This window comes from Acidovorax sp. LjRoot129, from assembly GCF_964253765.1.
GTDB lineage: Bacteria > Pseudomonadota > Gammaproteobacteria > Burkholderiales > Burkholderiaceae_C > Acidovorax.
This window is the reverse complement of the sequence record NZ_CAXUSE020000001.1, coordinates 979955-1003550: the sequence shown is the minus strand read 5'-3', so window position 1 is coordinate 1003550 and position 23596 is coordinate 979955. Positions and strand designations below refer to the sequence as shown.

The following is a 23596-nucleotide window of genomic DNA, read 5'->3' as shown; positions in this document are numbered from 1 at the left end:
TGCGTGGCGGCCCTTGCTGGGCGGCCCTGGCGTGGGACCTGCCGGTTCCGACTGACATGCGGCCACTCCACGGTGTTTCGCTGCAGCGCAAGCTGCTTTTGTGGCTGCTGCTGCCGCAGCTGGTGCTGTGGCTTTCGGGCGGGTTTCTGGCGTGGCGCGTGGCGCTGCAAAACGGCGAGAAGGGCATCGACCAGACGCTGACCCAGTCGGTGCGCGCGCTGGCGCGGCAGATCAAGCCGATTGGCGACGGGCTGCTGGTGGACTTCCCCAAGGCCGCGCAGGACATCCTGGAGCAGGACCCGGCCGACCGCATCACCTACATGGTGTCGTCCCCACCCGGGCGCTTTTTGCTGGGCAATGCCCAGCTGCCCCCGCCCCCACCGGTAGACGTGCAAGTGGGCGACCCGTACCTGTACCACGCGCGGGTGGATGACAAGCCGGTGCGTGTGGCCTTGCTCGACGTGGACTACGGCACGCCGCAGACCCGCCAGACCCTGCGCGTGCAGGTGGCGCAAAGCCTGACCGTGCGCGAGCGCATCGCGCAGGAGTTGCTCGAGCAGATGCTGCTGCCCATGGGCCTCATGGGCCTGGCGCTGAGCGCGGTGGTGTATGCCGGCGTGCTGCGCGGTTTGCAGCCCTTGAAGCGCCTGGAGGCGCAGATCGAGAAAGCGGGCGCGCGCAAGCACAACACAGCCGACCCGCTGCCGCCCATCGAGCTCACCTCGGCCCCGCAGGAAGTGCACTCCCTGGCCAGCACCATCAACGGTCTGCTCGAGACGGTGGCCCGCGGCCAGAAAAAGGAAAAGCGCTTCTTGAACGATGCGGCGCACCAGCTTCGCACGCCCCTGGCCGGGCTCATCGGCCAGACCGAGCTGGCCCTGCACGAGAGCCATGAACCGGCGGTGCAGGAACGCCTGCAGAAAGTGCTCGCCGCTGCCCAGCGCAGCGCCCACCTGGTGCACCAGCTGCTGCAGTTGGCACGCTCGGAATCCAACGTGGAGATGCAGCCCATCGACCTGGCCGCGCTGGCCCGCGAGGTGGCGCGCGAATGGGCGGCGCGCGCCCTGGCGCAGGGCATGGACCTGGGCTACGAGGGCGACGACCGGCTGGACGTGCTCGGCCACCCGCTGTTGCTGCGCGAGGCGCTCAACAACCTCATCGACAACGCACTGCACTACGCCGGCCCGGGCGCCACGGTGACGGTGCGTGTGGCTACCGCGCCGGGGCGGTGGGCCACGCTGGTGGTGGAAGACGACGGCCCCGGCGTGCCGGCCGCGCACCTGACGGAACTGTTCGCACGTTTTTGGCGTGGGTCGGACATCGCCGGCGGGTGCGGCCTGGGCTTGTCCATCGTGGAAGAGATCGCGCTGCGCCATGGTGGCCACACGCTAGCGGAACCGGTGGCGCCGCGTGGCCTGCGGGTGGGCATCAAGCTGCCGCTGCCCCAGGGGCCCGCGCCACTGCGCCGGCCTGTGCCGCCTGCGCGGTCGCTTTGACTTCCCGGATCGCGCGGCAATAAAAAAGCGCCCCAGAGGGCGCTTTTTTGTGGGGCAGGGAATGCGCTGCCGCAGTAGCCGAGTCCGTGTGCCAGTGACTCAATCCAGCGGTCAGAGCGCCAGGACCAGTTTGTCGAGCTTGATCGCGTCGGCCGCAAATCCGCGGATGCCTTCGGCCAGCTTTTCGGTCGCCATCGCGTCTTCGTTGAGCGCAAAACGAAAGCCCGCTTCGTCGTAGTTCATTGCCGGCAAGTCCAGCTGCTGGGCCGCCTTGGCGTCGAGCGCTGGCGCCAGGGGCGCGTCGCTGGCGGCCAGCTGGGCCAGCAGCTCGGGGGCGATGGTCAGCAGGTCGCAGCCGGCCAGCGCGGTGATCTGGCCCACGTTGCGAAAGCTCGCGCCCATGACCTCGGTGGCGATGCCAAAGCGCTTGTAGTGGTTGTAGATCTGGGTGACGGACTGCACGCCCGGGTCGTTGGCGCCGGCGCGCGCAGCCTCGTCCCAGCTGGCGCCGGCCTGCTTCTTGTACCAGTCGTAAATGCGGCCGACAAACGGCGAGATCAACTGCACCTTGGCCTGGCCGCAGGCCACGGCCTGGGCGAACGAGAACAGCAGCGTGAGGTTGGTGTGGATGCCGCGCTGCTCGAGCTTTTCGGCGGCCTTGATGCCTTCCCAGGTGGCGGCGACCTTGATCAGCACGCGGTCGATGTGGATGCCTTCGGCCTGGTACAGCTCGATGATGCGCTCGGCGCGGGTGATGGTGGCGTGGGTGTCAAAGCTCAGGCGGGCATCGACTTCGGTGGACACGCGGCCCGGAATGGTGGCCAGGATTTCGCGCCCAAAACGCACCAGCAGGCGGTCGATGATCTCGTCCATCGGCCGGCCCTTGAACTGCGCCACGGTGTCCTGCAACAGCGGCGCGTACTCGGGCTTTTGCACAGCCTTCAGGATCAGCGAGGGGTTGGTGGTGGCGTCCTGGGGCTGGAACTGCGCCAGTTGCTTGAAGTCGCCGGTGTCGGCAACCACGGTGGTGAACTGTTTGAGGGCGTCGAGTTGGGTCATGGCGCCATTATTCCGCATCGGCGCGGCGGGCCTCGGTACTAGGGCGAGTCATCCATCAATCCCCCCACGCGCCGGCCCCGCAATGCGGATGGATGCGCGAAGCGGGGCGCAGCCCATAGTCATCTATGTGCAAGCCACGCGACAAAGCAGACGCCGCATTGCGGGGCCAGCCCGAAGGGAAAGCCAGCCAGGCCGCGCATTGCGTCGTTGCCCTTCGCTTGTGTAGCGGGGCTACACGGCTCTCAGGGCGCCTAGCACTGCGCGGCCTGGCCGGCTTTCGCGTGGGGGGATTGATGGATGACACGCCCTAACAAACACCGGTACCGAATCGCCCGCGCCTTGCCCTGTCAGCGTGCAGCGTTCTGCACTTCCTTTTCCCAGCGCGCAATCAGGCGGCGGCGCTCGGCGCTAGCGCCGTACTTGGCGTAGTCGTAGTTGATGAGTTTCATCTTGGCCGGATCGGTCATGCGCGGGTCCTTGGGCACCTGCATGTTGCTGGGCAGCTGGAACTGCTTGGCCGCCAGCCCGAACTGCTGGCCGCCCGGCGTAAGCGCCCATTCGTAGAACTTCTTGGCAGCTTCGGCGTTGGGGCTGTTCTTGACGAGGCTCATGGAGCCGACCTCGGCGCCCGTGCCCTCGGCCGGCGTGACCGAGCCCACAGGGAAACCGTTGACGGCCTCGGTGGTCACGTCGTGCACGAAGCTCACCGACACCGCGGTCTCGCCCCGCGCCGCGGCCTTGATGGGCGCGGTGCCCGAGCGCGTGTAGGTGCTGACGTTGGGGTGCAGCGCCTTGAGGTAGTCAAACGCCTTGTCCTCGCCCATGATCTGCACGAGCGTGGCGATCATGGTGTAGGCCGTGCCGCTGGATGCCGGGTTGGCCATCTGCACCTCGCCCTTGAACTCGGGCTTGAGCAGGTCGGCCCACGACTGCGGCGGGTTGAGCTTGCGTTTGGCCAGCAGTTCCTTGTTGTAGCCAAACCCCAGCGGGCCCAGGTACACCCCGACGGTGCGGTATTTGGAGTCTACCGCCTGCTTCTGCGCCCAGGGGTACAGCTGCGCCAGCTGCGGCGATTTGTACTCGAGCGTGAGGCCCTGCTCGGCGGCCTGCAGGTGCGGATCGCCCGTGCCGCCAAACCAGATGTCGGTCTTGGGGTTGGCGCGCTCGGCGTTGAGCTGGGCCAGCGCCTCGCCAGAGCCCTTGGCCGTCATGTTGACCTTGGTGCCCGTGGTCTTGGCATACACGGTGGACATCAGGCTGCACCACTCGGCCTGCACCGAGCAAATCATGTTGACCTGCCCTTGCGCGAAGGCCCCGCCTGCGGCCAACGCCAGGGCCGTGCCTGCCAGGATCTTGTGCATAAAAAAACCTCTGCTTTCTGGGTAACGGAATTACGCTGGATCGTAGGCCCCGCCCCTGCGGGCGCCTACCGGGAATACGAGTAAACGCCAAGGCGGCAGCGTGAAACCGGACACCCCGCGCGGAAGGAACCCAGTTACATTAATTCCTGCTTTCCGGACACCCATGACCACCCACCCCGCCGCCCCCCGCGCAGGCCTGCCCCAGGAGCGCCGCTGACATGCTGGACCGCATCACCGCCTCGCTGTCCTCCCTGGCCCCCGCCGAACAGCGCGTGGGCAAACTGGTGCTGGTCGACCCCCGCGCTTTTGCCCGCCTGCCCGTGCGCGAACTGGCCGAACGCGCGCACGTGAGCAAACCCACAGTCGTGCGCTTTTGCCGCAGCATGGGCTACGACGGGCTGGCCGATTTCAAGCTCAAGCTCGCCGGCAGCGTGAGCGAGGGCGTGCCCTTTATCCACCGCAGCGTGGACGCCGACGACAAGACGGGCGATGTGCTGGTGAAGGTGGTCGACAACGCGGTGGCTGCCTTTCTGCAGTACCGCAACGCGGCCAGCACGGTGGCCATCGAGCGTGCGGCCGAGGCCATTGCCGCCACCTGGAAGACTGGCAAGCGTATCGAGTTCTACGGCGTGGGCAATTCGGGCATCGTGGCGCAGGACGCGCAGCACAAGTTCTTTCGGCTGGGCGTCACGTCGATTGCCAGCAGCGACGGCCACATGCAGGTGATGAGCGCCACCCTGCTGGGGCCCGGCGACTGCGCAGTGATCATCTCCAACTCGGGCCGCACGCGCGACCTGATGGACGCCGCCGACATCGCCCGCCGCAACGGCGCCACCACCATCGTCATCACGGCCAGCGGCTCGCCCCTGGCCAGCACCTGCCAGATCCACCTGGCCGCCGACCACCCCGAGGGCTACGACCGCTACAGCCCGATGGTGTCGCGGCTCATGCACCTGTTGATCATCGACGTGCTGGCGACCTGCGTGGCGCTGCGCATCGGCAGTTCGCTGCAGCCGATCCTGCAGCAGATGAAAGAGAACCTGCGGGCCAAGCGGTACGCTTGAATTTTGGGTCTTTTGAGGCCCTAGCGCTTGATGGTAGAGCGTCTGAAGCTATATTTTTTGATAGCAAGCGGCTTGCGATAGCGCTTCGCACTCGGCTGCCGCGACGGCCCACATTGCCGCAGCCGTTGCCCCGCTCAGCGGCATCCCAGCGGACGCGCGAAGCCGCCCTTCCTGAGGTCATCGGCAAGGTACGCTGCCTTTCAAGCGCCCAAACAAAACGCCACAGACCCCGAAGGATCTGTGGCGTGGTGATCACCCAGCGTGGAGCAGCGCACTGCAACCGCTTGGCAAAGGCATGGCGACCGGCTTTTATGCTCCAAAGCGGCCCTAGCGCTTATTCCATAAGCGCTTGCAGCTATGAATTAAATAGCAAACCTCAAATCCGCCCCTCTTCCACCGCGTGGCACGCGATCCGGATGCCGCCAATGTTGAGCAGTTGTGGGCGCTCGGCGCGGCAGCGGTCGTTGACGTGCGGGCAGCGCGGGTTGAAGGCGCAGCCGGGGGGCGGATTCAGCGGGTTGGGCACCTCGCCCTGCACGGGAGTGCGCGCGCGGCCCGTGTCGTGCATCTTGGGGATCGCGTCGAGCAGCATGCGCGTGTAGGGGTGGCGCGGGGTATTGAACAGCGTGTGCTTGTCCGCCAGCTCCACCAGCCGGCCCAGGTACATCACGCCGACCTGGTCGCTCACGTGGCGGACCACGGCCAGGTTGTGGCTGATGAAGAGGTACGTGAGCTGCCGCTCGCGCTGCAGGTCCTTCATGATGTTGAGCACTTGGGCCTGCACCGACACGTCGAGTGCCGAGGTGGGCTCGTCGCACACTAGAAACTCGGGCTCGGTGGCCAAAGCGCGCGCAATCGAGATGCGCTGGCGCTGGCCGCCGGAGAACTGGTGCGGGTACTTCACCATGTCGAGCGGCGACAGGCCCACGGACTTGAGCAGCTCGCCCACGCGCTGCTTGAGCTCGGCCTTGTCGGTGATGAGCCCATGTTCCTTGAGCGGCTCACCCACGATGTCTTCGACCAGCCAGCGCGGGTTCAGGCTCGCGTACGGGTCCTGAAAGATCATCTGGATGCGGCGGCGCATGGCCCGGGCGTCGTTGCCCTTGAAGGCCGCGTGCGCGTCCTGGCCGTCAAAAGTGAGGCCACCGCGTGTGGGCTCGTACAGGCCCACCAGCAGGCGGGCCACGGTGCTCTTGCCGCAGCCGGACTCGCCGACCAGGGCCAGGGTCTTGCCCTTTTCGATCTCGAAGCTCACGCCGTCCACCGCATGCAGCAGCGTGCGCGGCTTGCGTTCGATCACGCGGTTGAGCCAGGGGGCGGACACATCAAACGTCTTGGCCAGGTCGTGCGCCTGCACCAGGGCTTTGCTTTTGACCGGCGCAGTGGCTGCAGCCGGAGTGGTGGTTGTGGCGCTCATGCGGTCACCTCGGCGTTCGGCACAGCGGCGGCAGCGTTGTTGCCGGCGTGCAGCCAGCAGGCAGCGCGGGTGGAGCCCGCAGGCAACAGGTCAGGGCGTTCGGTCATGCAGCGGTCAAAGGCGTGGGGGCAGCGCGGGTTGTAGGCGCAGCCCGTGGGGATGGCGTTCAGGCGGGGCATGGCGCCGTCGATCTGGTTCAGGCGCTCGCGGTCCATCGTCATGTCGGGGATGGACGCCATGAGGCCCGCGGTGTAGGGGTGCGACGGCTTGTTGATCACGTCGTGCACCGGGCCGATTTCTGCCACGCGGCCGGCATACAGCACTGCCACGCGGTCGCAGGTTTCGGCGATCACGCCCATGTCGTGGGTGATGAGCATCACGGCCGCGCCGCGCGATTTGCAGATGTTTTTCAGCAGCGTGATGATCTGCGCCTGGATGGACACATCGAGCGCGGTCGTAGGCTCGTCGGCCACGATGAGCTTGGGCTCGGCGGCCAGCGCCAGCGCAATGACCACCCGCTGGCGCATGCCGCCAGAGAACTGGTGCGGGTAGTGGTCGATGCGCTCTTCGGCGGCCGGGATGCCGGTGTCCTTGAGCAGCTGGATCGCACGCTGGCGCGCTTCGGCCGGCGTCACCTGCAGATGGGCCAGGACGGTTTCTGTCAGCTGGCGCCCGACGGTGTACAGCGGGTTCAGCGAGGTCAGCGGGTCCTGAAAAATCGCGCCGATGCGGCGGCCGCGGATGTGGCGCATCTCATCGTTGCTGAGGTTGTCGATGCGCTGGCCCTCCAGCAGGATCTGGCCCGAGGCGATGCGGCCCGGGGGTTCAAGCAGGCCGATGATGGCGGCGCCCGTGAGCGATTTGCCGGCGCCGGACTCTCCCACCACACCCAGGATCTCGCCGGGCGCAATGGAAAAGGAAATGTCGTCCAGGGCGCGCAGGGTACCGCGGCGGCTCGGGAATTCGACAACGAGGTTTTTGACTTCTAGGAGGCTCATGGGGATATCGCTTTTCTTGTTCTTGTTCAGCGCAGGCGCGGATTGAGGGCATCACGCAGCCAGTCGCCCAATAGATTCACGGAAAGAGCAATCAGCACCAGCATGGCGCCGGGGAACACGGTGATCCACCATTCGCCGGAGAACAGGTAGTCATTGCCGATGCGGATCAGCGTGCCCAGCGAGGGCGAAGTGGGCGGCGCGCCCACGCCCAAGAAGGACAACGTGGCCTCGGTGATGATGGCCGTGGCGACCTGGATGGTGGCCAGGACCAGCACGGGCCCCATCACGTTGGGCAGCACGTGTTTGCGCATGATGCGCAGCGGCGACACGCCGGTGACGCGCGCGGCCTGCACGTATTCCTTGTTGCGCTCGACCAGCGTGGTGCCGCGCACCGTGCGCGCGTACTGCACCCAGCCGGTGAGCGAGATGGAGATGATCAGCACGCCAAACGCGAGCGATTCGTGCGCGTTGGGGAACAGTGCCCGGCCCACGCCCGCAATCAGCAGCGCGACGAGGATGGCGGGGAAGGACAGCATCACGTCGCACAGGCGCATGAGCACAGCGTCGATCCAGCCGCCGCGAAAGCCGGCCAGCAGGCCAAACGCCACACCCACCACCACCGAGAGCAGCACCGAGGCGATGCCCACGACGAGGGAGATGCGCGCGCCATAGATCAGCGCCGACAGGATGTCGCGGCCCTGGTCATCGGTGCCCAGCGGGTACTTGGCGGAGCCATCGGCGATCCAGGCGGGTGGCAGCCGCGCATCGCTCAGTTCGAGCGTGGCGAGGTCAAAGGGGTTGTGGGGTGCGACCCATCCGGCAAACACCGAACAGAACAGGCAGATGAGCGCGATCAGGGCCGCGGCCATCGCCACCGGCGAGGTGCGAAAGCTGTAGCCGACATCGCTGTCGAACCAGCGGGCAAGGGTTGTTTTCATTGTGGGAAACTAGTGGACATGCAGCAACACAGGGCGCGGGTAGCGGCCGTGTGTTGCTGCGGGCAGTCAATCACCGTGGTGCGGTGTGGGGTGTTAACGATCTGAAGTCGCTTGCAGTAGTCGGCTGTGCGGCTGACTTACTTGGCGATGCTCATCCACTTGAAGTGCATGAAGTTGTCGGCCAGCTGCACCAGCTTGACGTTCTTGCCCACGCCCCAGGCCAGCGCCTGCTGGTGCAGTGGGATGTGGCCGACGTCGGCTGCGTGCAGGTCGAAGACTTCCTTGATCATCGCGTTGCGCTTGGCCTTGTCGGTCTCGGCCTGGATCTTGAGCGTCAGCTCATCCACCTTGGGGTTGCAGTAAGCACCCAGGTTGAACTGGCCCGCACCCTTGTCGTCCACGCAGCGCATGAGGGCATTGAGTGCGTTGTGCGAGTCGTAGGTGGCGGGGGTCCAGCCCAGCATGTAGAAGCTGGTGTCGCGGCGCAGGATCTTGGGGAAGTACGTTCCCTTGGTTTCGGCCTGCAGGTTGATTTTGACGTTGATGCGCGACAGGTTGGCGGCCACGGTCTGGCAGATGCGGCCGTCGTTCACATAGCGGTCGTTCGGGCAGTTCATCGCCACTTCAAAACCGTTGGGGTAACCGGCTTCGGCCATCAACTTCTTGGCAGCCTCCACGTCAAACGGCAGGCGCTTGGCGTCCGGCTGGAAGCCGTTGACGCCAGGGCCCACGAGCAGGGCCGATGGGTTGGAGGCGCCACGCATCACGGTCTTCTTGATGCCTTCGATGTCGATGGCCTGGTAGAAGGCCTGGCGCACGCGCTTGTCCTTGAAGGGGTTCTTGCCCTTCACGCTGGAGTACAGCAGCTCGTCGCGCTTCTGGTCCATGCCCAGGAAGATCGTGCGCAGCTCAGGGCCGGTGATGGCACGGGTGTTGGCGCTGCTGTTCACGCGGTCGATGTCCTGCACTGGCACAGGTTCCATCACATCCACTTCGCCAGACAACAAGGCCGCCACGCGTGTGGCGTCGTTGCCGATGGGGGTGAAGACGACTTCGGTCGCGTTGCCTTCGATCTTGCCCCAGTAGGTGCCGTTGCGCACAAACACCGAGCGCACGTTGGGCTGGCGCTCGCGCAGGCGGTAGGGGCCCGTGCCGTTGGCGCGGAACGATGCAGCGTTTTCGATGCCCTTGCGGCGGTCCACCGGCGTCTGCGCCTGGTTGGTCTCGCACCACTTCTTGCTCATGATGTACACGAGCGAGATCACATCGGGAAGGATGGGGAATGGCGTCTTGGTTTCGATCTCGACGGTGTGGTCGTCGATCTTGCGCACTTCCTTGAAGTCGTTGGTGTAGCTCTTCATGTCCGAGCCTTCCACCTGGGTGCGCGCAAAGCTGAACAACACGTCGTCCGCGGTGAACGGCGTGCCGTCGTGGAATTGCACGCCCTTGCGCAGCTCGAAGCGCCACACGGAGGGGGATGTCTGCTTCCAGGCGGTGGCCAGCGCGGGCGCCAGGCTCAGGTCCTTGTTGCGGCCGACCAGCGGCTCATAGACGTTGCCCGTGACACTGAGTTGCAGTGACTCGTTGAGCGAGTGCGGGTCCATCGACAGCGAATCGCCCTGGTTGGCGATGCGGAGGGTCTGTGCCTGGGCTACCAGACTCGCCGCGGTCAGCGCAGCAAAAAGAGCGGTACGGGCGAGTTTCTTGTGGAATTTCATGAAAACCTCCTGGTAGAAAAACGGTGGTCGAAAGCGTGTGGGCTCTCGGGTTGAATGGTCTTGGAGAGATGCGGTGGTCGGCAAAGACATCAAGCCGCGGGCAAGGGCATGGCCTGCTCGATCAGGCTCGCGTGCAAGGCGGCGCCAAGGGGCAAGATGTCGTCGTTGAAGTCGTAGCGGCTGTTGTGCAGGGCGCTGCCGCTCGCGCCCAAGCCCTGGCCAATGCGCAGGTACGCGCCCGGCCGGGTCTGGAGCATGAAGGCGAAATCCTCTGCGCCCATGCTGGGCTCGAGGTCGCGCACCACATGGTCTGCGCCCAGCAGGGATTCGGCCACGTCGCCCGCAAAAACGGCTTCGCTTTCGCTGTTGATCGTGGCCGGGTAGATGCGCTCGTAATGCACGGTGGCGGTTGCGCCAAAGCCCAGGGCGATGGCGTTGCACAGCTCCTTGAGCCGCTTTTCCACCATCTCTTGCACCTGGGGATCAAAGGTCCGCACGGTGCCCACCAGCGTCGCGCTGCCGGGCAGCACGCTGAACGCGCCCAGATCGCCGGCCTGCATGGCGCAGATGCTGACCACGGCGCTCTCGATGGGACGCACGTTGCGCGAGACGATGCTTTGCGCCGCCGTGATGATGTGCGCGGCCACGACCACCACATCGACCGTCTGGTACGCATGGGCACCGTGGCCACCGCGGCCGGTGATCTCGATGGTGAAGCGGTCGGCCGCGGCCATCATGGGGCCGGAATTGATGCCCACGGTTCCGGGCTTCATCGCAGGCCAGTTGTGCATGGCGTAGATGGACTGCACCGGGAACCTGTCGAACAGCCCGTCTTCCATCATCACGCGCGCGCCGGCCAAGCCTTCTTCTCCGGGCTGAAACACCAGCACCGCGGTGCCGTCGAAGTTGCGGGTCTCCGCCAGGTAGCGCGCAGCACCGACCAGCATGGCGGTGTGGCCATCATGGCCGCAGCCGTGCATGAGCCCGGACTTGCACGACTTCCAGGAAAAGTCGTTGTGCTCGGTCAGCGGCAAGGCGTCCATGTCCGCCCGCAGGCCGACCATGCTGCCGCTGGACGTGCTGCGGCCGCGGATCACCGCCACAATGCCGGTGCGTCCGATGCCGTCATGGATTTCGTCCACGCCGCAGACCTTGAGCGCCTCTTTCACCCTGCTGCCGGTATAGATCTCTTCAAAGCCCAGTTCAGGGTGCGCATGCAGATCGCGCCGCAGCGCGGTCAGCTCAGGATGGAACTGCGCGATGTGCGCAAACGCCCGGCCGCCGGCCTTCAGGCGAGGGCCTTGCATCAGTGGCCTCCTGCCTTGCCCACGCGCAGGCGCGGATCGACGGCGAAGTACAGCAGATCGACCACCAGGTTGATCACCACGAAGATGAGGGCGATCAGGCACAGGTAGGCGGCCATCACGGGGATGTCGGCGAACGTGACGGCCTGGATGAACAGCAGACCCATGCCGGGCCACTGGAACACGGTCTCGGTGATGATGGCAAACGCAATGAGGCCGCCCAGCTGCAGGCCGGTGATGGTCATCACCGGCACCAGCGTGTTCTTGAGCGCGTGGCCGAAATGGATGGCCCGATTGGACAGGCCGCGCGCCCGCGCAAACTTGATGTAGTCGGTGCGCAGCACCTCCAGCATTTCGGCACGCACCAGCCGCATGATCAGCGTGAGCTGGAAAATCGCCAGCGTGATGGCGGGCAGCGTGATGTGGTGCCAGCCCTTGGCCTTGAGCAGGCCGGTACTCCACCAGCCCATTTGCACGACCTCGCCGCGGCCAAAGCTTGGGAACCAGCCCAGCGTGACGGCGAACACCAGGATCAGCAGGATGCCGATGAGGAAGGTCGGCAGGGACACACCCAGCAGCGACAGCGTCATGAACAGCTGGCTGGTGAAGGTGCCGCGCTTCAGCGCTGCATACACGCCCATCGGCACACCAATGGCCAGGGCGAGCACGGCCGCGACAAGGGCCAGCTCCAGCGTGGCGGGGAAGCGTTCGGCAATCAGGCGCGAGACCTTCGCGCCCTGGCGCAGGCTCAAGCCGAATTCGCCTTGCGCGGCATTGACCAGGAAGTGCCAGAACTGCACAAAGAAGGGCTTGTCCAAACCGAGGGATGCCCGCAGTTCGCGTATCTGTTCAGGGGTGGCATCTTGTCCCAGCAAAAACACCACGGGGTCCCCCACGTACTGGAACAGCATGAAGGAGATGAAGGCCACCGTGACCATGACGATCACTGCCTGTATCAGGCGGCGCAATATAAAAGCGAGCATCGGGAAGTCGAGTGAGTGTTCGATAAAAGCGCCGCGACCACTTTTGATGGCCGGGGCGCTGGTTGGCAATACGTCGTCGTCAACTGAATCAAAGAGAGCAAGGGCCTGCGAGGCCCTTGCTCTCAGCGTATCGACAATCGATCAGTTCACTTTGACCGTGCGCATGTCCACACGGTTGTCGGCGCGGTGGACCAACTCCACGTTCTTCTTCAGGGCCCAGGGGATCACCTGGTCATGCAGAGGGATGTGGGAGACCGTGTCGTTGGACAGCTGCAACGCTTCGGTCAGCATGCGGGTGCGCACGGGCGCGTCCGTCTCTGCCTTGATGCGGTCGACCAGATAGTCCATGCGCTGGTTGCTGTAGCGGCCCACGTTGTAGTTGCCGTCACCGCCTTGGCCCACCGAGCGTGTGAGCGACTGCAGGCTGTACAGGGCGTCAAACGTTGGTACGCCCCAGCCCAGCATGTAGATGCTGGCTTCGTAGCGCTGGATCATGGGGAAGTAGTTCACCAGCGGCAGCGTGCGCAGCTTGGCCTTCACACCCACGCGGGACCACATCGCGGTCACGGCCTGGCAGATGGCTTCGTCGTTGATGTAACGGTTGTTGGGGCAGGCGAAGTCCACTTCAAAGCCGTCGGGGTAGCCCGCCTCCGCCAGAAGCTTCTTGGAGGCTTCAACGCTGTAGGGGAAGCGCTTGCCCACGGCTTCGGTGTAGCCCGCCACCTGGGGCGCCACGATGGTGCCGGTGGGCTTGCCCAGGCCGCGCATGATGTTGCGCGAAATCGTGTCTGCGTCAATGGCTTGGTAAAGCGCCTTGCGCACGCGCACATCCTTGAGCGGGTTCTTGCCCTTGATGTTGGAACCCGGCAGCTCTTCACGGAACTGGTCCATGCCGAGGAAGATGGTGCGGTTTTCAATGCCGTCGATCACCTTCAGATCAGGGCTGGCACGCAGGCGGCCCAGGTCCTGGGGTGTAGGGTCGAGCACCATGTCCACCTCGCCCGACAGCAGCGCTGCAATGCGCGTCGCGGCCGACTTGATCGGGGTGTAGACGATCTCGGTCACATTGCCGTCCATCTTGCCCCACCAGTTGGGGTTGCGCTTGAAGACCATCTTCACGTCTGGCTGCCAGGAGTCTAGCGTGTAGGGGCCGGTGCCCATGGCGTTGCGGTGCGCAAAGTTCTCGTCAGACCCCTTGATGTCCTTCGGCTCGACCGACTTGTTCTTTTCAGCCCAGGCCTTGCTCATGATGCGCAGCTCGGTCATCTGGCGCAGCAACACCGGGTTGGGTGCGCTCAGGATGACGTCGATGGTCTGGGCATCCACCTTGTTCACTTTGCTGATGCCCTGGACATATGGCGTGAAGTTGGATGTCTTGGCCATGGCGCGCTGAAGCGAGTACACGGCGTCGTCTGCGGTGAAGGCCGATCCATCATGGAACTTCACACCTTGGCGCAACGTAAAACGCACCTGTGTGGGGCTGATCTCTTTCCACGCGGTTGCGAGGACGGGCTCTACGTCAAAAGTCTTGCTGTTGTAGTAGACGAGGCTCTCGTACACGTTCGCATGGATGCCGTTTTGCAGCGCATTGTTCTGGGAATGAATATCCCAGGTGGCGATTTCGCCCTGGCTTGCCCACTTGAAGGGCTTTGCGTGCAAAGCTGGTGCGGCAAGCAGTACAGCTGCGGCAGCCAACGGCAAGAGACTGTATTTGAGTTTCATGGAGCCCTCTTGAATAAAAGTTTTACTATGCAGTAAAGGTTGCTCTATAGCCAACGGGAAATCCCTGAATCCCAGGCACTAAGAAGGGCCTAAGGAAGGAATTTTTCACTGGAGGATACGCAAGGATGGTGCCAAGAACTGGCATCGAGACAAGAGGGAGAGGAACCTGGGCGACAGTTTGCCAACGCGCGTCGGTTGCGGGGTTATCGAGGCCGTTTGGCGCGCTGCAATGTTCCCGGAGTTACACGTGTTGTCCGAGCAAGCTGCAAGGCTTGTTAGTCGACTCACGCCAAAGGCCCTGCCCGCACGGGGCATGTGCTCAGTGGTTGGAGAAGCCGGTGACGATGGCTCCTGCTTCGAACCCGCGCACACAATATTCGCAGCAGCTTCTGCGTAGTGACAGCCGACCCTGTGAGCACGCGCAGTGAAAATCTGCCTCGCACCGGTGCATCCACAGGAATTTCCAGAGGCCCTTGTGCGTCTCCACCAGCACTATGACCTAGACCTGAGTCGATAATGCTGGCCATAAAAAAAGCCGCCCGAAGGCGGCTTTTTAAGCTTGTATATCGGTAACTGGCCAGAGGCCAGTTCGATATTAGAAGCTGTGACGGATACCGAAGTCGTAGCCGTTGGAGTTGTCGCCAGCAGCAGTCACGGAACCGTTCAGGGACTGAGCAGCGCCGTTCTTGTTGCTCACGTGAGCGTACGTTGCGTACAGAGCAGTGCGCTTCGACAGGTTGTGCACGTAGCCCAGAGCGATCTTGTTCGAACGTGGGTCAGCACCAACGGTGTCAACCTTGTACGTGGAGTAAGCCAGACGAACTTCGCCAGCGCCCACGGGAACCAGACCACCGATCAGGAAACCCTTACCGTCAGCGCCGCCGCTGATCTTGTCTTGGTTGTAGTGAGCCATGATCTTGGCCACGCCCAGGTCATATTGACCGCCCAGGTTCCACGACTTGATGTTGCCGGAAACCAGGTACTTCGTTTGCGAAGCGGCCAGAGCGACGTTGATAGGGCCGTTGGCGTAACCAACGCGAGCTGCCAGGCCGTTGCCGTCCTTCTTGTTGGCAGCGTTGCTCAGGTTTTCACCCAGATAGTACTGAGCTTGGCCGTAGAATCCGCCCAGGTTGCCTGGCAGGAAGTAGCCGATGGCGTTCGAAGCGCGGATGGTGGTTGGGCCACCCAGGCTGGAGTTCAGGGTTTGGGTCGTGCCAACGCCGTTCGTGCCGAACGGATCGAACACAGTCAGGTTCCAGAATTGGGGAGTGTAATCACGGCCCAGACGAACTTCACCGAAGCCGCCGTTCAGGCTAACCGTCGAACGACGGTTGAACACCAGGCCGCCGCCAGTGCTGGTAGCTGCTTGGTTGTTGGTGTTGGTAACGCCACCGGTACCGTTGTCATTGTTCAGACCAGCTTCGAGCCAGAACGAAGCGGACAAACCGCCACCCAGATCTTCAACGCCGCGGAAACCCAGACGGCTGCTGTTGTAGCCGGAGTTCGTCAATTGCGAACGGTTAGCGACGCTACCGGAACCGTAAGCGTAGGTTGCATCAACCACGCCGAACAGGGTCACGGAAGATTGAGCCATTGCAGCGCCGGAAGCAGCCAGCACAGCCAGGGCAATCAGGGATTTTTTCATTGCGAGTTACTCCAAGGTTAAACATAGGGCGCCGGTACGGGGGGTCTATGGTGAATACACACCTGCACAGTCCCGCCGGTTCCCCGGGCCAACCTCCTGGTGGGGAAGTTGCTCTTATTGCACCAGACCCGGCCGGGTTTCGCAAAGGAATTCACCCACAATTGGCCCGAAAGGGGAAATTCGTTGCAGTGTTGCAACATTCGACCGGGGCCCTGCAAAATCACGGCTTTGCCTTGCAAGAACCCAAAAAACAAGGCCTAGCACATGTATCCATGTGCAACTTGTGTTTCTGCACTATTGCCAATCTGAAAGCATCCATGGATTCTTTGTTAGTTGCCGCTGACCATGCTCTTCGCACGCTTTTCGCCGCCCCTCGGGCAGTAGAGCCGACGCCGGCGCACGGCATGGTGGAGCCCTCGCTGGACGCAGCCCAGAAGCGGCTTGCAGGGGCGTTGATGCGTGTCAATCACGTGGGTGAGGTATGCGCCCAAGCGTTGTATACCGCCCAGGCCGCGGTGACGAAGGACGCTGGCTTGCGGACCCAATTGCTCGACGCGGCCCGCGAGGAGACCGACCACCTCGCCTGGACGCAGCAGCGCCTGGATGCGCTGGGCGCACGGCCCAGCCTGCTGAACCCCCTGTGGTTCACCGGGGCATTTGCGCTCGGCCTCGTGGCCGCCAGGATCAGCGACCGAGCGAGCCTGGGGTTTGTGGCCGAGACCGAAAAACAAGTGGCGGCGCACCTGGAGAGCCATCTCAAACGCTTGCCGGAGCAGGATCTGCCGTCCCGCGCAGTGGTGGCCCGCATGAAGGATGACGAGGAGCGGCACGCCGCGCAGGCGCGCGCCTCGGGAGCCATCGAATTGCCCGCCCCCGCCCGTGCCGCGATGAGGGCCGCGGCGAAGGTCATGACGACCACGGCGCACTACATCTGACGCGCAGCCGGCCATCGGCACCCGCACCGGTTCAGTGCAAAAAATCTGCACCTCGGTGTCGCGACGCCTTGTGGCCCGCCCGTCTCAGGCCTCCACGACATCAAACCCGGTCGTGATCTCCGCAGTCTTGCCCAGCATGATGCTGGCCGAGCAGTATTTGTCGTGGCTCATGGCAATGGCGCGTTCCACTGCAGCGGCGGGGATGCCCTTGCCGGTCACCGTGAAATGCATGTGGATCTTGGTGAACACCTTCGGATCGACCTGCGCGCGCTCAGTGGTCAGCTTGACACTGCAACCCCGCACATCGTGCCGGCCCCGCTTGAGGATCAGCACCACGTCATAGGCGGTGCAGCCTCCCGTGCCCGCCAGCACCGTCTCCATGGGCCTAGGCGCCAGGTTCTGGCCGCCGTTGGCGGGGTTCGCCGTGTCGGGCGCGCCGTCCATGGTCAGAACATGGCCGCTGCCGGTTTCCGCAACAAAGCCCATGCCAGAGCGCGTTCCGGCCCCGCCGGTCCAGCTGACTGTGCATTCCATTGATATTTCTCCTTGATGACGTCGTTTTTTTCGCACGGATCAGCCCGGCGAATTAAATTTGCTGTTGATTTTGCTGCATCGCAACACGAGTCGCGCTAAACTTCACACCAAGCGCTGCTTTTCCAGCAATGGGCAAAGCAGATGGCAACCGGCCTCGAACACTGCTTCAGGCACATGCCCCGCACCGATTGTCTCCTCCATCTCCTCAAAGGATGGATTCAGCCCCAGGTCTCACGACCCGGGGCTTTTTTTTGGCCGGCCCTTCCGTGGTGGCGCCCTCACCAGCGCGTTGCTGCGCCAGGGCCGCGAAAGTCGACGCCCTATGATGTGGGCCCCGCCATCTGGCGGCGCTCCACCGCCTGCACAGCCTGCCTCCGCCATGTCCCAGCCTCTGACCCCCGCCGACTACCTCAAGAAGATCCTGACCGCCCGCGTCTACGACGTGGCCATCGAGTCGGCGCTGGAGCCCGCCCACAATCTCAGCCGGCGCCTTCACAACAAGGTGCTCTTGAAGCGCGAAGACCAGCAGCCGGTGTTCAGCTTCAAGCTGCGCGGCGCCTACAACAAGATGGCGCACCTCACGCCCGAGCAGCTGGCGCGCGGGGTGATTTGCGCATCGGCCGGCAACCATGCCCAGGGCGTGGCCATCAGCTCCCGCAAGATGGGCGTGCGCGCCATCATCGTCATGCCCACGACTACGCCCAACATCAAGGTCGATGCGGTGAAGGAACTGGGCGGCGAAGTCGTGTTGCACGGCGAAAGCTATTTCGACTCGTACAACCACGCGTTGCAGTTGCAACAAGAGCAAGGCCTGACGTTTGTCCACCCCTTCGACGATCCAGACGTCATCGCGGGCCAGGGCACCATCGCGATGGAAATCCTGCGCCAGCTGCAAGGCCTGGGCTCGCAGAAGCTGGACGCCATCTTCGTCGCCATCGGCGGCGGCGGGCTGATCTCGGGCGTGGCCAACTACATCAAGGCGGTGCGGCCCGAGATCAAGGTGATCGGGGTGCAAACCTACGACTCCGACGCCATGCACCAGTCTGTGCAGGCCCATCAACGCGTCACGCTGGCCGATGTGGGCTTGTTCGCCGACGGCACTGCCGTCAAGCTGGTGGGCGAGGAAACCTTCCGCGTCGTCGCCAGCGGCCTGGTGGATGAGTTCATCACGGTGGACACTGACGCCGTCTGCGCCGCCATCAAGGACGTTTTCGTGGACACGCGCAGCATCGTCGAGCCCTCTGGCGCGATGGCCGTGGCCGCCATCAAACAGTACGTGGCCGAGAACAAGACCACGGGCGAGACCTACGCTGCCATTTTGTGCGGCGCCAACATGAACTTCGACCGCCTGCGCTTCGTGGCCGAGCGCGCCGAAGTGGGCGAAGAGCGCGAAGCCCTGTTCGCCGTCACCATCCCCGAGGAGCGCGGCAGCTTCCGGCGCTTTTGCGAAGTGGTGGGTGGCCTGCCCGGCGGCCCGCGCAACGTGACCGAGTTCATCTACCGCATCAGCGACGCAGACCGTGCGCATGTGTTCGTGGGCCTGACCACGCAAGGCAAGGGCGAGTCCACCGAGATCGCCAGCCACTTCGGCCAGCAAGGTTTCGAGGCGCTGGACCTCACGCACGATGAACTGGCCAAGGAGCACCTGCGCCACCTGGTGGGCGGCCATTCGGCGCTGGCCCAGGACGAGCGGATGATGCGCTTCACCTTCCCCGAGCGGCCCGGTGCGCTGCTCAAGTTCCTGAGCCTGATGCAGCCCACCTGGAACATCAGCCTGTTCCACTACCGCAACCAGGGCGCCGACTACGGCCGCATCCTCGTGGGCATGCAGGTGCCGGCCGAGGACAAGGCCGCGTTCGACGCGTTCCTGGCCACGCTGGGCTACCCCTATGTGGAAGAGACGCTGAACCCGGCCTACCGCCTGTTCCTGCGCTCCAAATAATACCAAAAAATAGCCTCTATCGCTTGATAGGCAAGCGCCAGCAGCTATAAAAATAGTAGCAATTCACCACCCCACTCCACCACACCCCAGGTCACGCACGCCATGCAACCCCTGCGCCACTACCTGCTGGCCGTGCAGTTCTTCACCCGCATCCCGGTCACCGGCCGGCTGGCCGAGTGGGTGGGATTCAGCCCCGCCATGCTGCGGGCCAGCGCGGCGCACTTTCCGGGCATCGGGTGGCTGGCCGCGCTGCTATCCGTGGGCGTCTACACCGCCCTGCACTGGGCGCTAGCACCCAGCCCGTGGGCACCCGCCGTGGCCGCGGTGCTGTGCACGGTGGCCACGGTGCTGATGACGGGCGGCTTCCATGAAGACGGGCTGGCCGATGTGGCCGACGGCCTGGGCGGCAGTGCCGACCGGGAGCGCGCGCTCGACATCATGAAAGACTCGCGCATCGGGGCCTATGGCGCTATGGCGCTGGTGCTGGCCCTGTTGGCCAAGCTCAGCCTGCTGGCGCTGCTGGGCGCCCACAGTCTGCTGGCCGCCACATCGGCCCTGGTGGGCGCGCATGTGCTGTCGCGCCTGTGGCCGCTGTTCATCGTGCGCAGCCTGCCGCATGTGGGCGACACTGCCCGGTCCAAAAGCAAGCCGCTGGCCGACCAGATCTCGGGCGGCGCGTTGGCGGTTGCTGTTTTGTGGTGTTTAGTGCCCCTAGCGCTGGTGGTATATGCCCAACCAGCTCTCTATTTGATAGCATCCATCGCCTTGAGCGCCGTGGCCGCCGCCTGGATGGCGCGCTGGTTTGCGCGCCGGCTCCAAGGCTTTACCGGCGACTGCCTGGGCGCCACGCAGCAGGTCAGCGAAATCGGCTTTTATCTGGGCGCGGCGCTGGCGCTGCGCTGGATGTGATGAAGGCGACGGGCACGGACGCCGCGAAGGGCCCCTTCCACAACCGCCGACTCTGGCTGGTGCGCCATGCCGATCCGCTGGTGGCGCCTGGCACCTGTTATGGCGCGCTGGACATCCCCGCCGACGCCACCGCCACCCGCGCCGCAGCACGGCGCCTGGCCGCCGCCCTGCCCCCTCAAGCGGCTGTGTTTCACTCAACGCTACAAAGATGTGAGCAGCTTGCGCAGTCCCTGCAAGCGCTGAGGCCCGATTTAGCATCAAAACCCGACGCCCGCCTGCGCGAAATGGACTTCGGCACCTGGGAAGGGCAGGCCTGGGACACCATCCCCCGCGCTGACATCGACGCCTGGACGGCCGGGTTTACCAGCTACCGCCCCGGCGGCGGCGACAACCTGGCCTCGGTGCTGGCGCGCGTTGCCGATGCGCTGCGTTCCCATTGCGACACCGCCCAACGGACCCACGAACCCGCGCAGGATGTCGTGTGGATCACCCACGCTGGCGTGATCCGCTGCGTGGCTTGGCTGCAGGCCCAGGGCGACGTGCTGCCGCGTTCTGAGGAATGGCCCGTGGCCGCACCGGGTTGGGGGCAGTGGGAGATCGCGCTTTTGCAAGCACCGCTCCAAGCGCCCTTCAACAGTTAAGTCGGCCCGCTCGCCCAGCCCGGGGGCTCGCCCCGGCCTGACTCAGTTCTTCAGGGACATGTCCAGCGTGAGGGTGGCAGCGCCATCCATCGACCCACCCAGCTGCGCCTGGCGCGGACCCAGCGCCTGCAGCACCAGGCCTTCATCCACCGCAGCGCCCACCCGGAAGGGCTTGGCTGGCTTGCCATCCACCGCGATCAGCGCTGCGCCGCCGCCACTGCTCCGGCCCGACAGCACCCCGATCAGCGCGAAGCGGCTGGCCAGCGTAGGCGCTGCCACTGCGGGCGCAGCACCCGCCACGGCCGGCACGGCGCCCAGCAAGCGGGCCAGGGCCTGGGCATCCGGCGACACCGCTGTCGGCACCATCACCGGGGCGGCCGCCCCAGCCGCGGGGGCCGACAGGCGCAAGCCCCAGAACACCACGCTGGCGCCCGCCGCGGCCCAAAGGGTCAAAGTCCCCAGGCGTACGCCCCATTTGCTGTGTGAATTGGTCACCATGCGGGGATTATGATTCACCCGATCTGACACCGACCGACCACCCGAGAGACCGCCAGCAGTGAACACTTCCTTCCCTCTCCTCTTGCGCTCCGCCCGCCGCAGCCTGGCCCGGGGCTTCACCCTCATCGAGCTGATGGTGGTGCTCGTCATCATCGGCGTGCTGGCCGCCCTCATCGTGCCCAATGTTCTCGAGCGCGCCGACGATGCCCGCGTGACCGCCGCCCGCACCGACATCACCAACATCATGCAGGCGCTCAAGCTGTACCGCCTGGACAACCAGCGCTACCCCACGGCCGAGCAGGGCCTGCAGTCGCTGATCAACAAGCCCACCTCCGGCCCCGTGCCCAACAACTGGAAGCTCTATCTGGAAAAGCTGCCCAACGACCCCTGGGGCCGCCCCTACCAGTACCTGAACCCCGGCATCAAGGGCGAGATCGACGTGATGTCGTTCGGCGCCGATGGGCAGTCCGGCGGCGAAGGCAAGGATGCGGACGTTGGCAGTTGGCAGTAGGCATGACCCCCACGGTCGCGCACTTCGTGTCGCTCCCTGCCCCCCGAGGGGGCCGCGTTTCGCCTTGGGACGGCCCGGCGGCGAAACCATGGCCCCCACGCTCCCCACTGCGTGTGGTCGCTGCCCCCCAAGGGGCGCGTTTCGCCTTGGGACGGCCCGGCGGCGAAACCATGGCCCCCACGCTCCCCACTGCGTGTGGTCGCTGCCCCCAAGGGCCTGCGTTTCGCCTAGGGGCGGCCCGGCGCGGCGGCCGCACGCCCTCGGGTGACGCCGTGACCGTTGCAACCTCGCGTCGCATGAGCCCATGAACCGCTCACGCGGTTTCACTCTCCTTGAGTTGCTGGTCGTCATCAGCATCATCGCGCTGGCCACGGCCGGGGTGGGTGTGGCGATGCGCGACAGCGGGCAGACGCTGGTCGAGCGCGAGGCGGCCCGGCTGGCGGCGCTGCTCGAATCCGCGCGGGCCCAGTCGCGTGCTGGCGGTATGCCGGTGCGCTGGCGTGCCGATGCACGCGGGTTTCGTTTTGAAGGGCTGGCGCCCAGCGCGCAGGCAGCCCTGCCCAGCCAATGGCTGGACGCGGGCACCACGGTGCGCGCGCCGACGGTGCTGGTGCTCGGGCCCGAACCATTGATCGGCCCCCAGCAGGTGCTGATCACCCACCAGACGTACCCCGACCGCACGCTGCGCGTGGCCACCGACGGCGTGCGGCCGTTCACTGTCGAGCCGGTCCAGTGAAAGTACGCCAGCAGTCGGCCCGTTGTACGCCCGAGGGCGGATTCACCCTAGTAGAGGTGCTGGTTGCGCTCAGCATCGTCGCGATTGCGCTCATGGCGGGTCTGCAGGCCACCACTGCGCTCACACGCAATGCGCTGCGGCAGTCGGACATCGTGCTGGCCCAGCTGTGCGCCGAGAACGAGCTGGTGGCTGCGCGCCTGTCGCGGCAGATGCCCAGCGTGGGCGACAGCACGGTCACCTGCGAGCAGGCCGGGCGGCAGCTGACTGTGGCCTTGATCGTACGGCCCACGCCCAACCCGAGCTTTCGCCGCATGGACGCGCAGGTGCTGGATGGCGATAACTCCATCCTGCGCATCTCGACCATCATCGGAAGGTATTGATGGCCCCCCTGAGTCGCTTCGCGCCTTCCCCCCGAGGGGACGACGGCCTTTGCTGCGGGGCGGCCCTTGCTGGCCGTCCTCGCGATGGCGCAGCGCCGGTTTCACATGCCAGGGGCGCGCGCGGATTCACGCTCGTCGAGCTGCTTCTCGCCATCGCAGTGATGAGCCTCTTGGCCATCCTCAGTTGGCGTGGGCTCGATGGCATGGTGCGGGCGCAAGAGATCACGCGGCAGCGGGCGGATGAGATGCTGGTGCTGCAGGCGGCCCTGGGTCAGTGGGGCACCGACCTGGATGCGCTGATGCCCATTGCCAACACCACGCCGCTCGATTGGGATGGCCAGGTCTTGCGCATCACCCGGCGCAGCAGCGCCGTGCCCGACGAAGGCGCGCTGGTGGTGGCCTGGACGGTGCGGGGCGCACAGGGCGCAGGCCGGTGGATGCGCTGGCAATCCCCCCCGGTGCGCACCCGCGCCGAATGGCAGGAAGCCTGGCAGCTGGCGGGCCAATGGGCACGCAGCCCCGGCGAGGCCGAGCGGCGCTACGAGACCACATTGCTGCCGCTCGAAAACTGGCAGATCTTTTATTACCGCGGCGGTGCATGGTCCAACGCGCTGTCGAGCAGCGGCGCCGGGTCAGGCAATTCGACCGCAATTCCCGACGGCGTGCGCCTGCAGATCACGCTGCCGCCGGGCCAGGCCCTGGTGGGCCGGCTCACGCGCGACTGGGTGAGCCCGGTGCTGGGTGGGGGCAGAACATGAGGTCCCTCCTGAGCCGCTTCGCATCATCCCCCCCCCTGAAGGGGGAC

At 65.1% G+C, this 23596-nt stretch carries 22 protein-coding genes; 10 read left to right on the top strand and 12 right to left on the bottom strand.

Going from position 1 to position 23596, the window contains the following annotated elements; translation table 11 throughout:
* Positions 1-56: 56 nt before the first annotated feature.
* Positions 57-1496: a sensor histidine kinase gene (locus ACSQ3Q_RS04615; protein ID WP_436133235.1), complete on the top strand. Its 1440-nt coding sequence runs from the start codon at positions 57-59 to the stop codon at positions 1494-1496.
* Positions 1497-1607: 111 nt separating this feature from the next.
* On the opposite strand, the gene tal is transcribed toward ACSQ3Q_RS04615, so the two are convergent.
* Positions 1608-2555, bottom strand: coding sequence for a transaldolase (tal, locus tag ACSQ3Q_RS04610; RefSeq protein WP_436133234.1), 948 nt, complete (start codon positions 2553-2555; stop codon positions 1608-1610).
* A gap of 347 nt (positions 2556-2902) precedes the next feature.
* A complete protein-coding gene (locus ACSQ3Q_RS04605) occupies positions 2903-3916 on the bottom strand; it encodes an ABC transporter substrate-binding protein (protein ID WP_436133233.1) in 1014 nt (337 codons plus the stop codon).
* A gap of 218 nt (positions 3917-4134) precedes the next feature.
* On the opposite strand from ACSQ3Q_RS04605, the gene ACSQ3Q_RS04600 reads away from it, so the two are divergent.
* Positions 4135-4980, top strand: a complete 846-nt coding sequence (locus tag ACSQ3Q_RS04600) for an SIS domain-containing protein (protein WP_436133232.1) — start codon at positions 4135-4137, stop codon at positions 4978-4980.
* A 376-nt stretch (positions 4981-5356) separates the two neighbouring features.
* On the opposite strand, the gene ACSQ3Q_RS04595 is transcribed toward ACSQ3Q_RS04600, so the two are convergent.
* From ACSQ3Q_RS04595 to ACSQ3Q_RS04560, 8 genes are all read right to left on the bottom strand, one after another.
* Positions 5357-6397 (bottom strand): ABC transporter ATP-binding protein, encoded by a 1041-nt coding sequence (locus ACSQ3Q_RS04595; RefSeq protein ID WP_436133231.1) that lies wholly within the window; start codon positions 6395-6397, stop codon positions 5357-5359.
* Entirely contained in the window at positions 6394-7395 is a 1002-nt protein-coding gene (locus ACSQ3Q_RS04590; protein WP_436133230.1) for an ABC transporter ATP-binding protein, read from the bottom strand. The genes ACSQ3Q_RS04595 and ACSQ3Q_RS04590 overlap by 4 nt, the downstream gene beginning before the upstream one ends.
* 26 nt (positions 7396-7421) lie before the next feature.
* Positions 7422-8333 (bottom strand): ABC transporter permease, encoded by a 912-nt coding sequence (locus ACSQ3Q_RS04585; protein WP_436133229.1) that lies wholly within the window; start codon positions 8331-8333, stop codon positions 7422-7424.
* A 137-nt stretch (positions 8334-8470) separates the two neighbouring features.
* On the bottom strand, positions 8471-10051 hold the full coding sequence (locus tag ACSQ3Q_RS04580; RefSeq protein ID WP_436133228.1) for an ABC transporter substrate-binding protein: 1581 nt from the start codon (positions 10049-10051) through the stop codon (positions 8471-8473).
* An 89-nt stretch (positions 10052-10140) separates the two neighbouring features.
* Complete coding sequence (locus ACSQ3Q_RS04575) at positions 10141-11358, bottom strand: M20 aminoacylase family protein (protein WP_436133227.1); 1218 nt, start codon at positions 11356-11358, stop codon at positions 10141-10143.
* Positions 11358-12338: an ABC transporter permease gene (locus ACSQ3Q_RS04570; RefSeq protein WP_436133226.1), complete on the bottom strand. Its 981-nt coding sequence runs from the start codon at positions 12336-12338 to the stop codon at positions 11358-11360. The genes ACSQ3Q_RS04575 and ACSQ3Q_RS04570 overlap by 1 nt, the downstream gene beginning before the upstream one ends.
* A gap of 141 nt (positions 12339-12479) precedes the next feature.
* Positions 12480-14060 (bottom strand): ABC transporter substrate-binding protein, encoded by a 1581-nt coding sequence (locus tag ACSQ3Q_RS04565; RefSeq protein WP_436133225.1) that lies wholly within the window; start codon positions 14058-14060, stop codon positions 12480-12482.
* Positions 14061-14655: 595 nt separating this feature from the next.
* Positions 14656-15705, bottom strand: coding sequence for a porin (locus ACSQ3Q_RS04560; RefSeq protein ID WP_436133224.1), 1050 nt, complete (start codon positions 15703-15705; stop codon positions 14656-14658).
* 317 nt (positions 15706-16022) lie between these two features.
* Here ACSQ3Q_RS04560 and coq7 point away from each other — a divergent pair, with 317 nt between their 5' ends.
* On the top strand, positions 16023-16640 hold the full coding sequence (gene coq7 / locus ACSQ3Q_RS04555; protein WP_436136938.1) for a 2-polyprenyl-3-methyl-6-methoxy-1,4-benzoquinone monooxygenase: 618 nt from the start codon (positions 16023-16025) through the stop codon (positions 16638-16640).
* A gap of 84 nt (positions 16641-16724) precedes the next feature.
* Here the strand turns inward: coq7 and ACSQ3Q_RS04550 are convergent, their stop codons facing one another.
* Positions 16725-17174: an OsmC family protein gene (locus tag ACSQ3Q_RS04550; RefSeq protein ID WP_436133223.1), complete on the bottom strand. Its 450-nt coding sequence runs from the start codon at positions 17172-17174 to the stop codon at positions 16725-16727.
* 379 nt (positions 17175-17553) lie between these two features.
* Between ACSQ3Q_RS04550 and ilvA the strand changes: the two genes are divergently transcribed.
* The 3 genes from ilvA (at position 17554) to ACSQ3Q_RS04535 (ending at position 20666) form a co-directional block, all read left to right on the top strand.
* Positions 17554-19116 carry a threonine ammonia-lyase, biosynthetic gene (gene ilvA, locus ACSQ3Q_RS04545; protein ID WP_436133222.1) on the top strand — a complete coding sequence of 521 codons (1563 nt, stop codon included), beginning with the start codon at positions 17554-17556 and terminating at the stop codon, positions 19114-19116.
* Positions 19117-19218: 102 nt separating this feature from the next.
* Complete coding sequence (gene cobS / locus ACSQ3Q_RS04540) at positions 19219-20025, top strand: adenosylcobinamide-GDP ribazoletransferase (protein ID WP_436133221.1); 807 nt, start codon at positions 19219-19221, stop codon at positions 20023-20025.
* Positions 20025-20666: a histidine phosphatase family protein gene (locus tag ACSQ3Q_RS04535; RefSeq protein WP_436133220.1), complete on the top strand. Its 642-nt coding sequence runs from the start codon at positions 20025-20027 to the stop codon at positions 20664-20666. Before cobS ends, ACSQ3Q_RS04535 begins: the two co-directional genes overlap by 1 nt.
* 42 nt (positions 20667-20708) lie before the next feature.
* Here ACSQ3Q_RS04535 and ACSQ3Q_RS04530 read toward each other — a convergent pair whose 3' ends face one another.
* Positions 20709-21164 carry a type II secretion system protein N gene (locus ACSQ3Q_RS04530; protein WP_436133219.1) on the bottom strand — a complete coding sequence of 152 codons (456 nt, stop codon included), beginning with the start codon at positions 21162-21164 and terminating at the stop codon, positions 20709-20711.
* Between the two features lie 82 nt (positions 21165-21246).
* On the opposite strand from ACSQ3Q_RS04530, the gene gspG reads away from it, so the two are divergent.
* The 4 genes from gspG to ACSQ3Q_RS04510 all read left to right on the top strand — a co-directional run bounded on the left by gspG (position 21247) and on the right by ACSQ3Q_RS04510 (position 23549).
* Positions 21247-21675: a type II secretion system major pseudopilin GspG gene (gene gspG, locus ACSQ3Q_RS04525; RefSeq protein ID WP_436133218.1), complete on the top strand. Its 429-nt coding sequence runs from the start codon at positions 21247-21249 to the stop codon at positions 21673-21675.
* A gap of 304 nt (positions 21676-21979) precedes the next feature.
* Positions 21980-22411: a prepilin-type N-terminal cleavage/methylation domain-containing protein gene (locus ACSQ3Q_RS04520; RefSeq protein ID WP_436133217.1), complete on the top strand. Its 432-nt coding sequence runs from the start codon at positions 21980-21982 to the stop codon at positions 22409-22411.
* Complete coding sequence (gspI, locus tag ACSQ3Q_RS04515) at positions 22408-22791, top strand: type II secretion system minor pseudopilin GspI (RefSeq protein ID WP_436133216.1); 384 nt, start codon at positions 22408-22410, stop codon at positions 22789-22791. Before ACSQ3Q_RS04520 ends, gspI begins: the two co-directional genes overlap by 4 nt.
* A complete protein-coding gene (locus ACSQ3Q_RS04510; RefSeq protein WP_436133215.1) occupies positions 22791-23549 on the top strand; it encodes a PulJ/GspJ family protein in 759 nt (252 codons plus the stop codon). Before gspI ends, ACSQ3Q_RS04510 begins: the two co-directional genes overlap by 1 nt.
* Positions 23550-23596 lie beyond the last annotated feature (47 nt).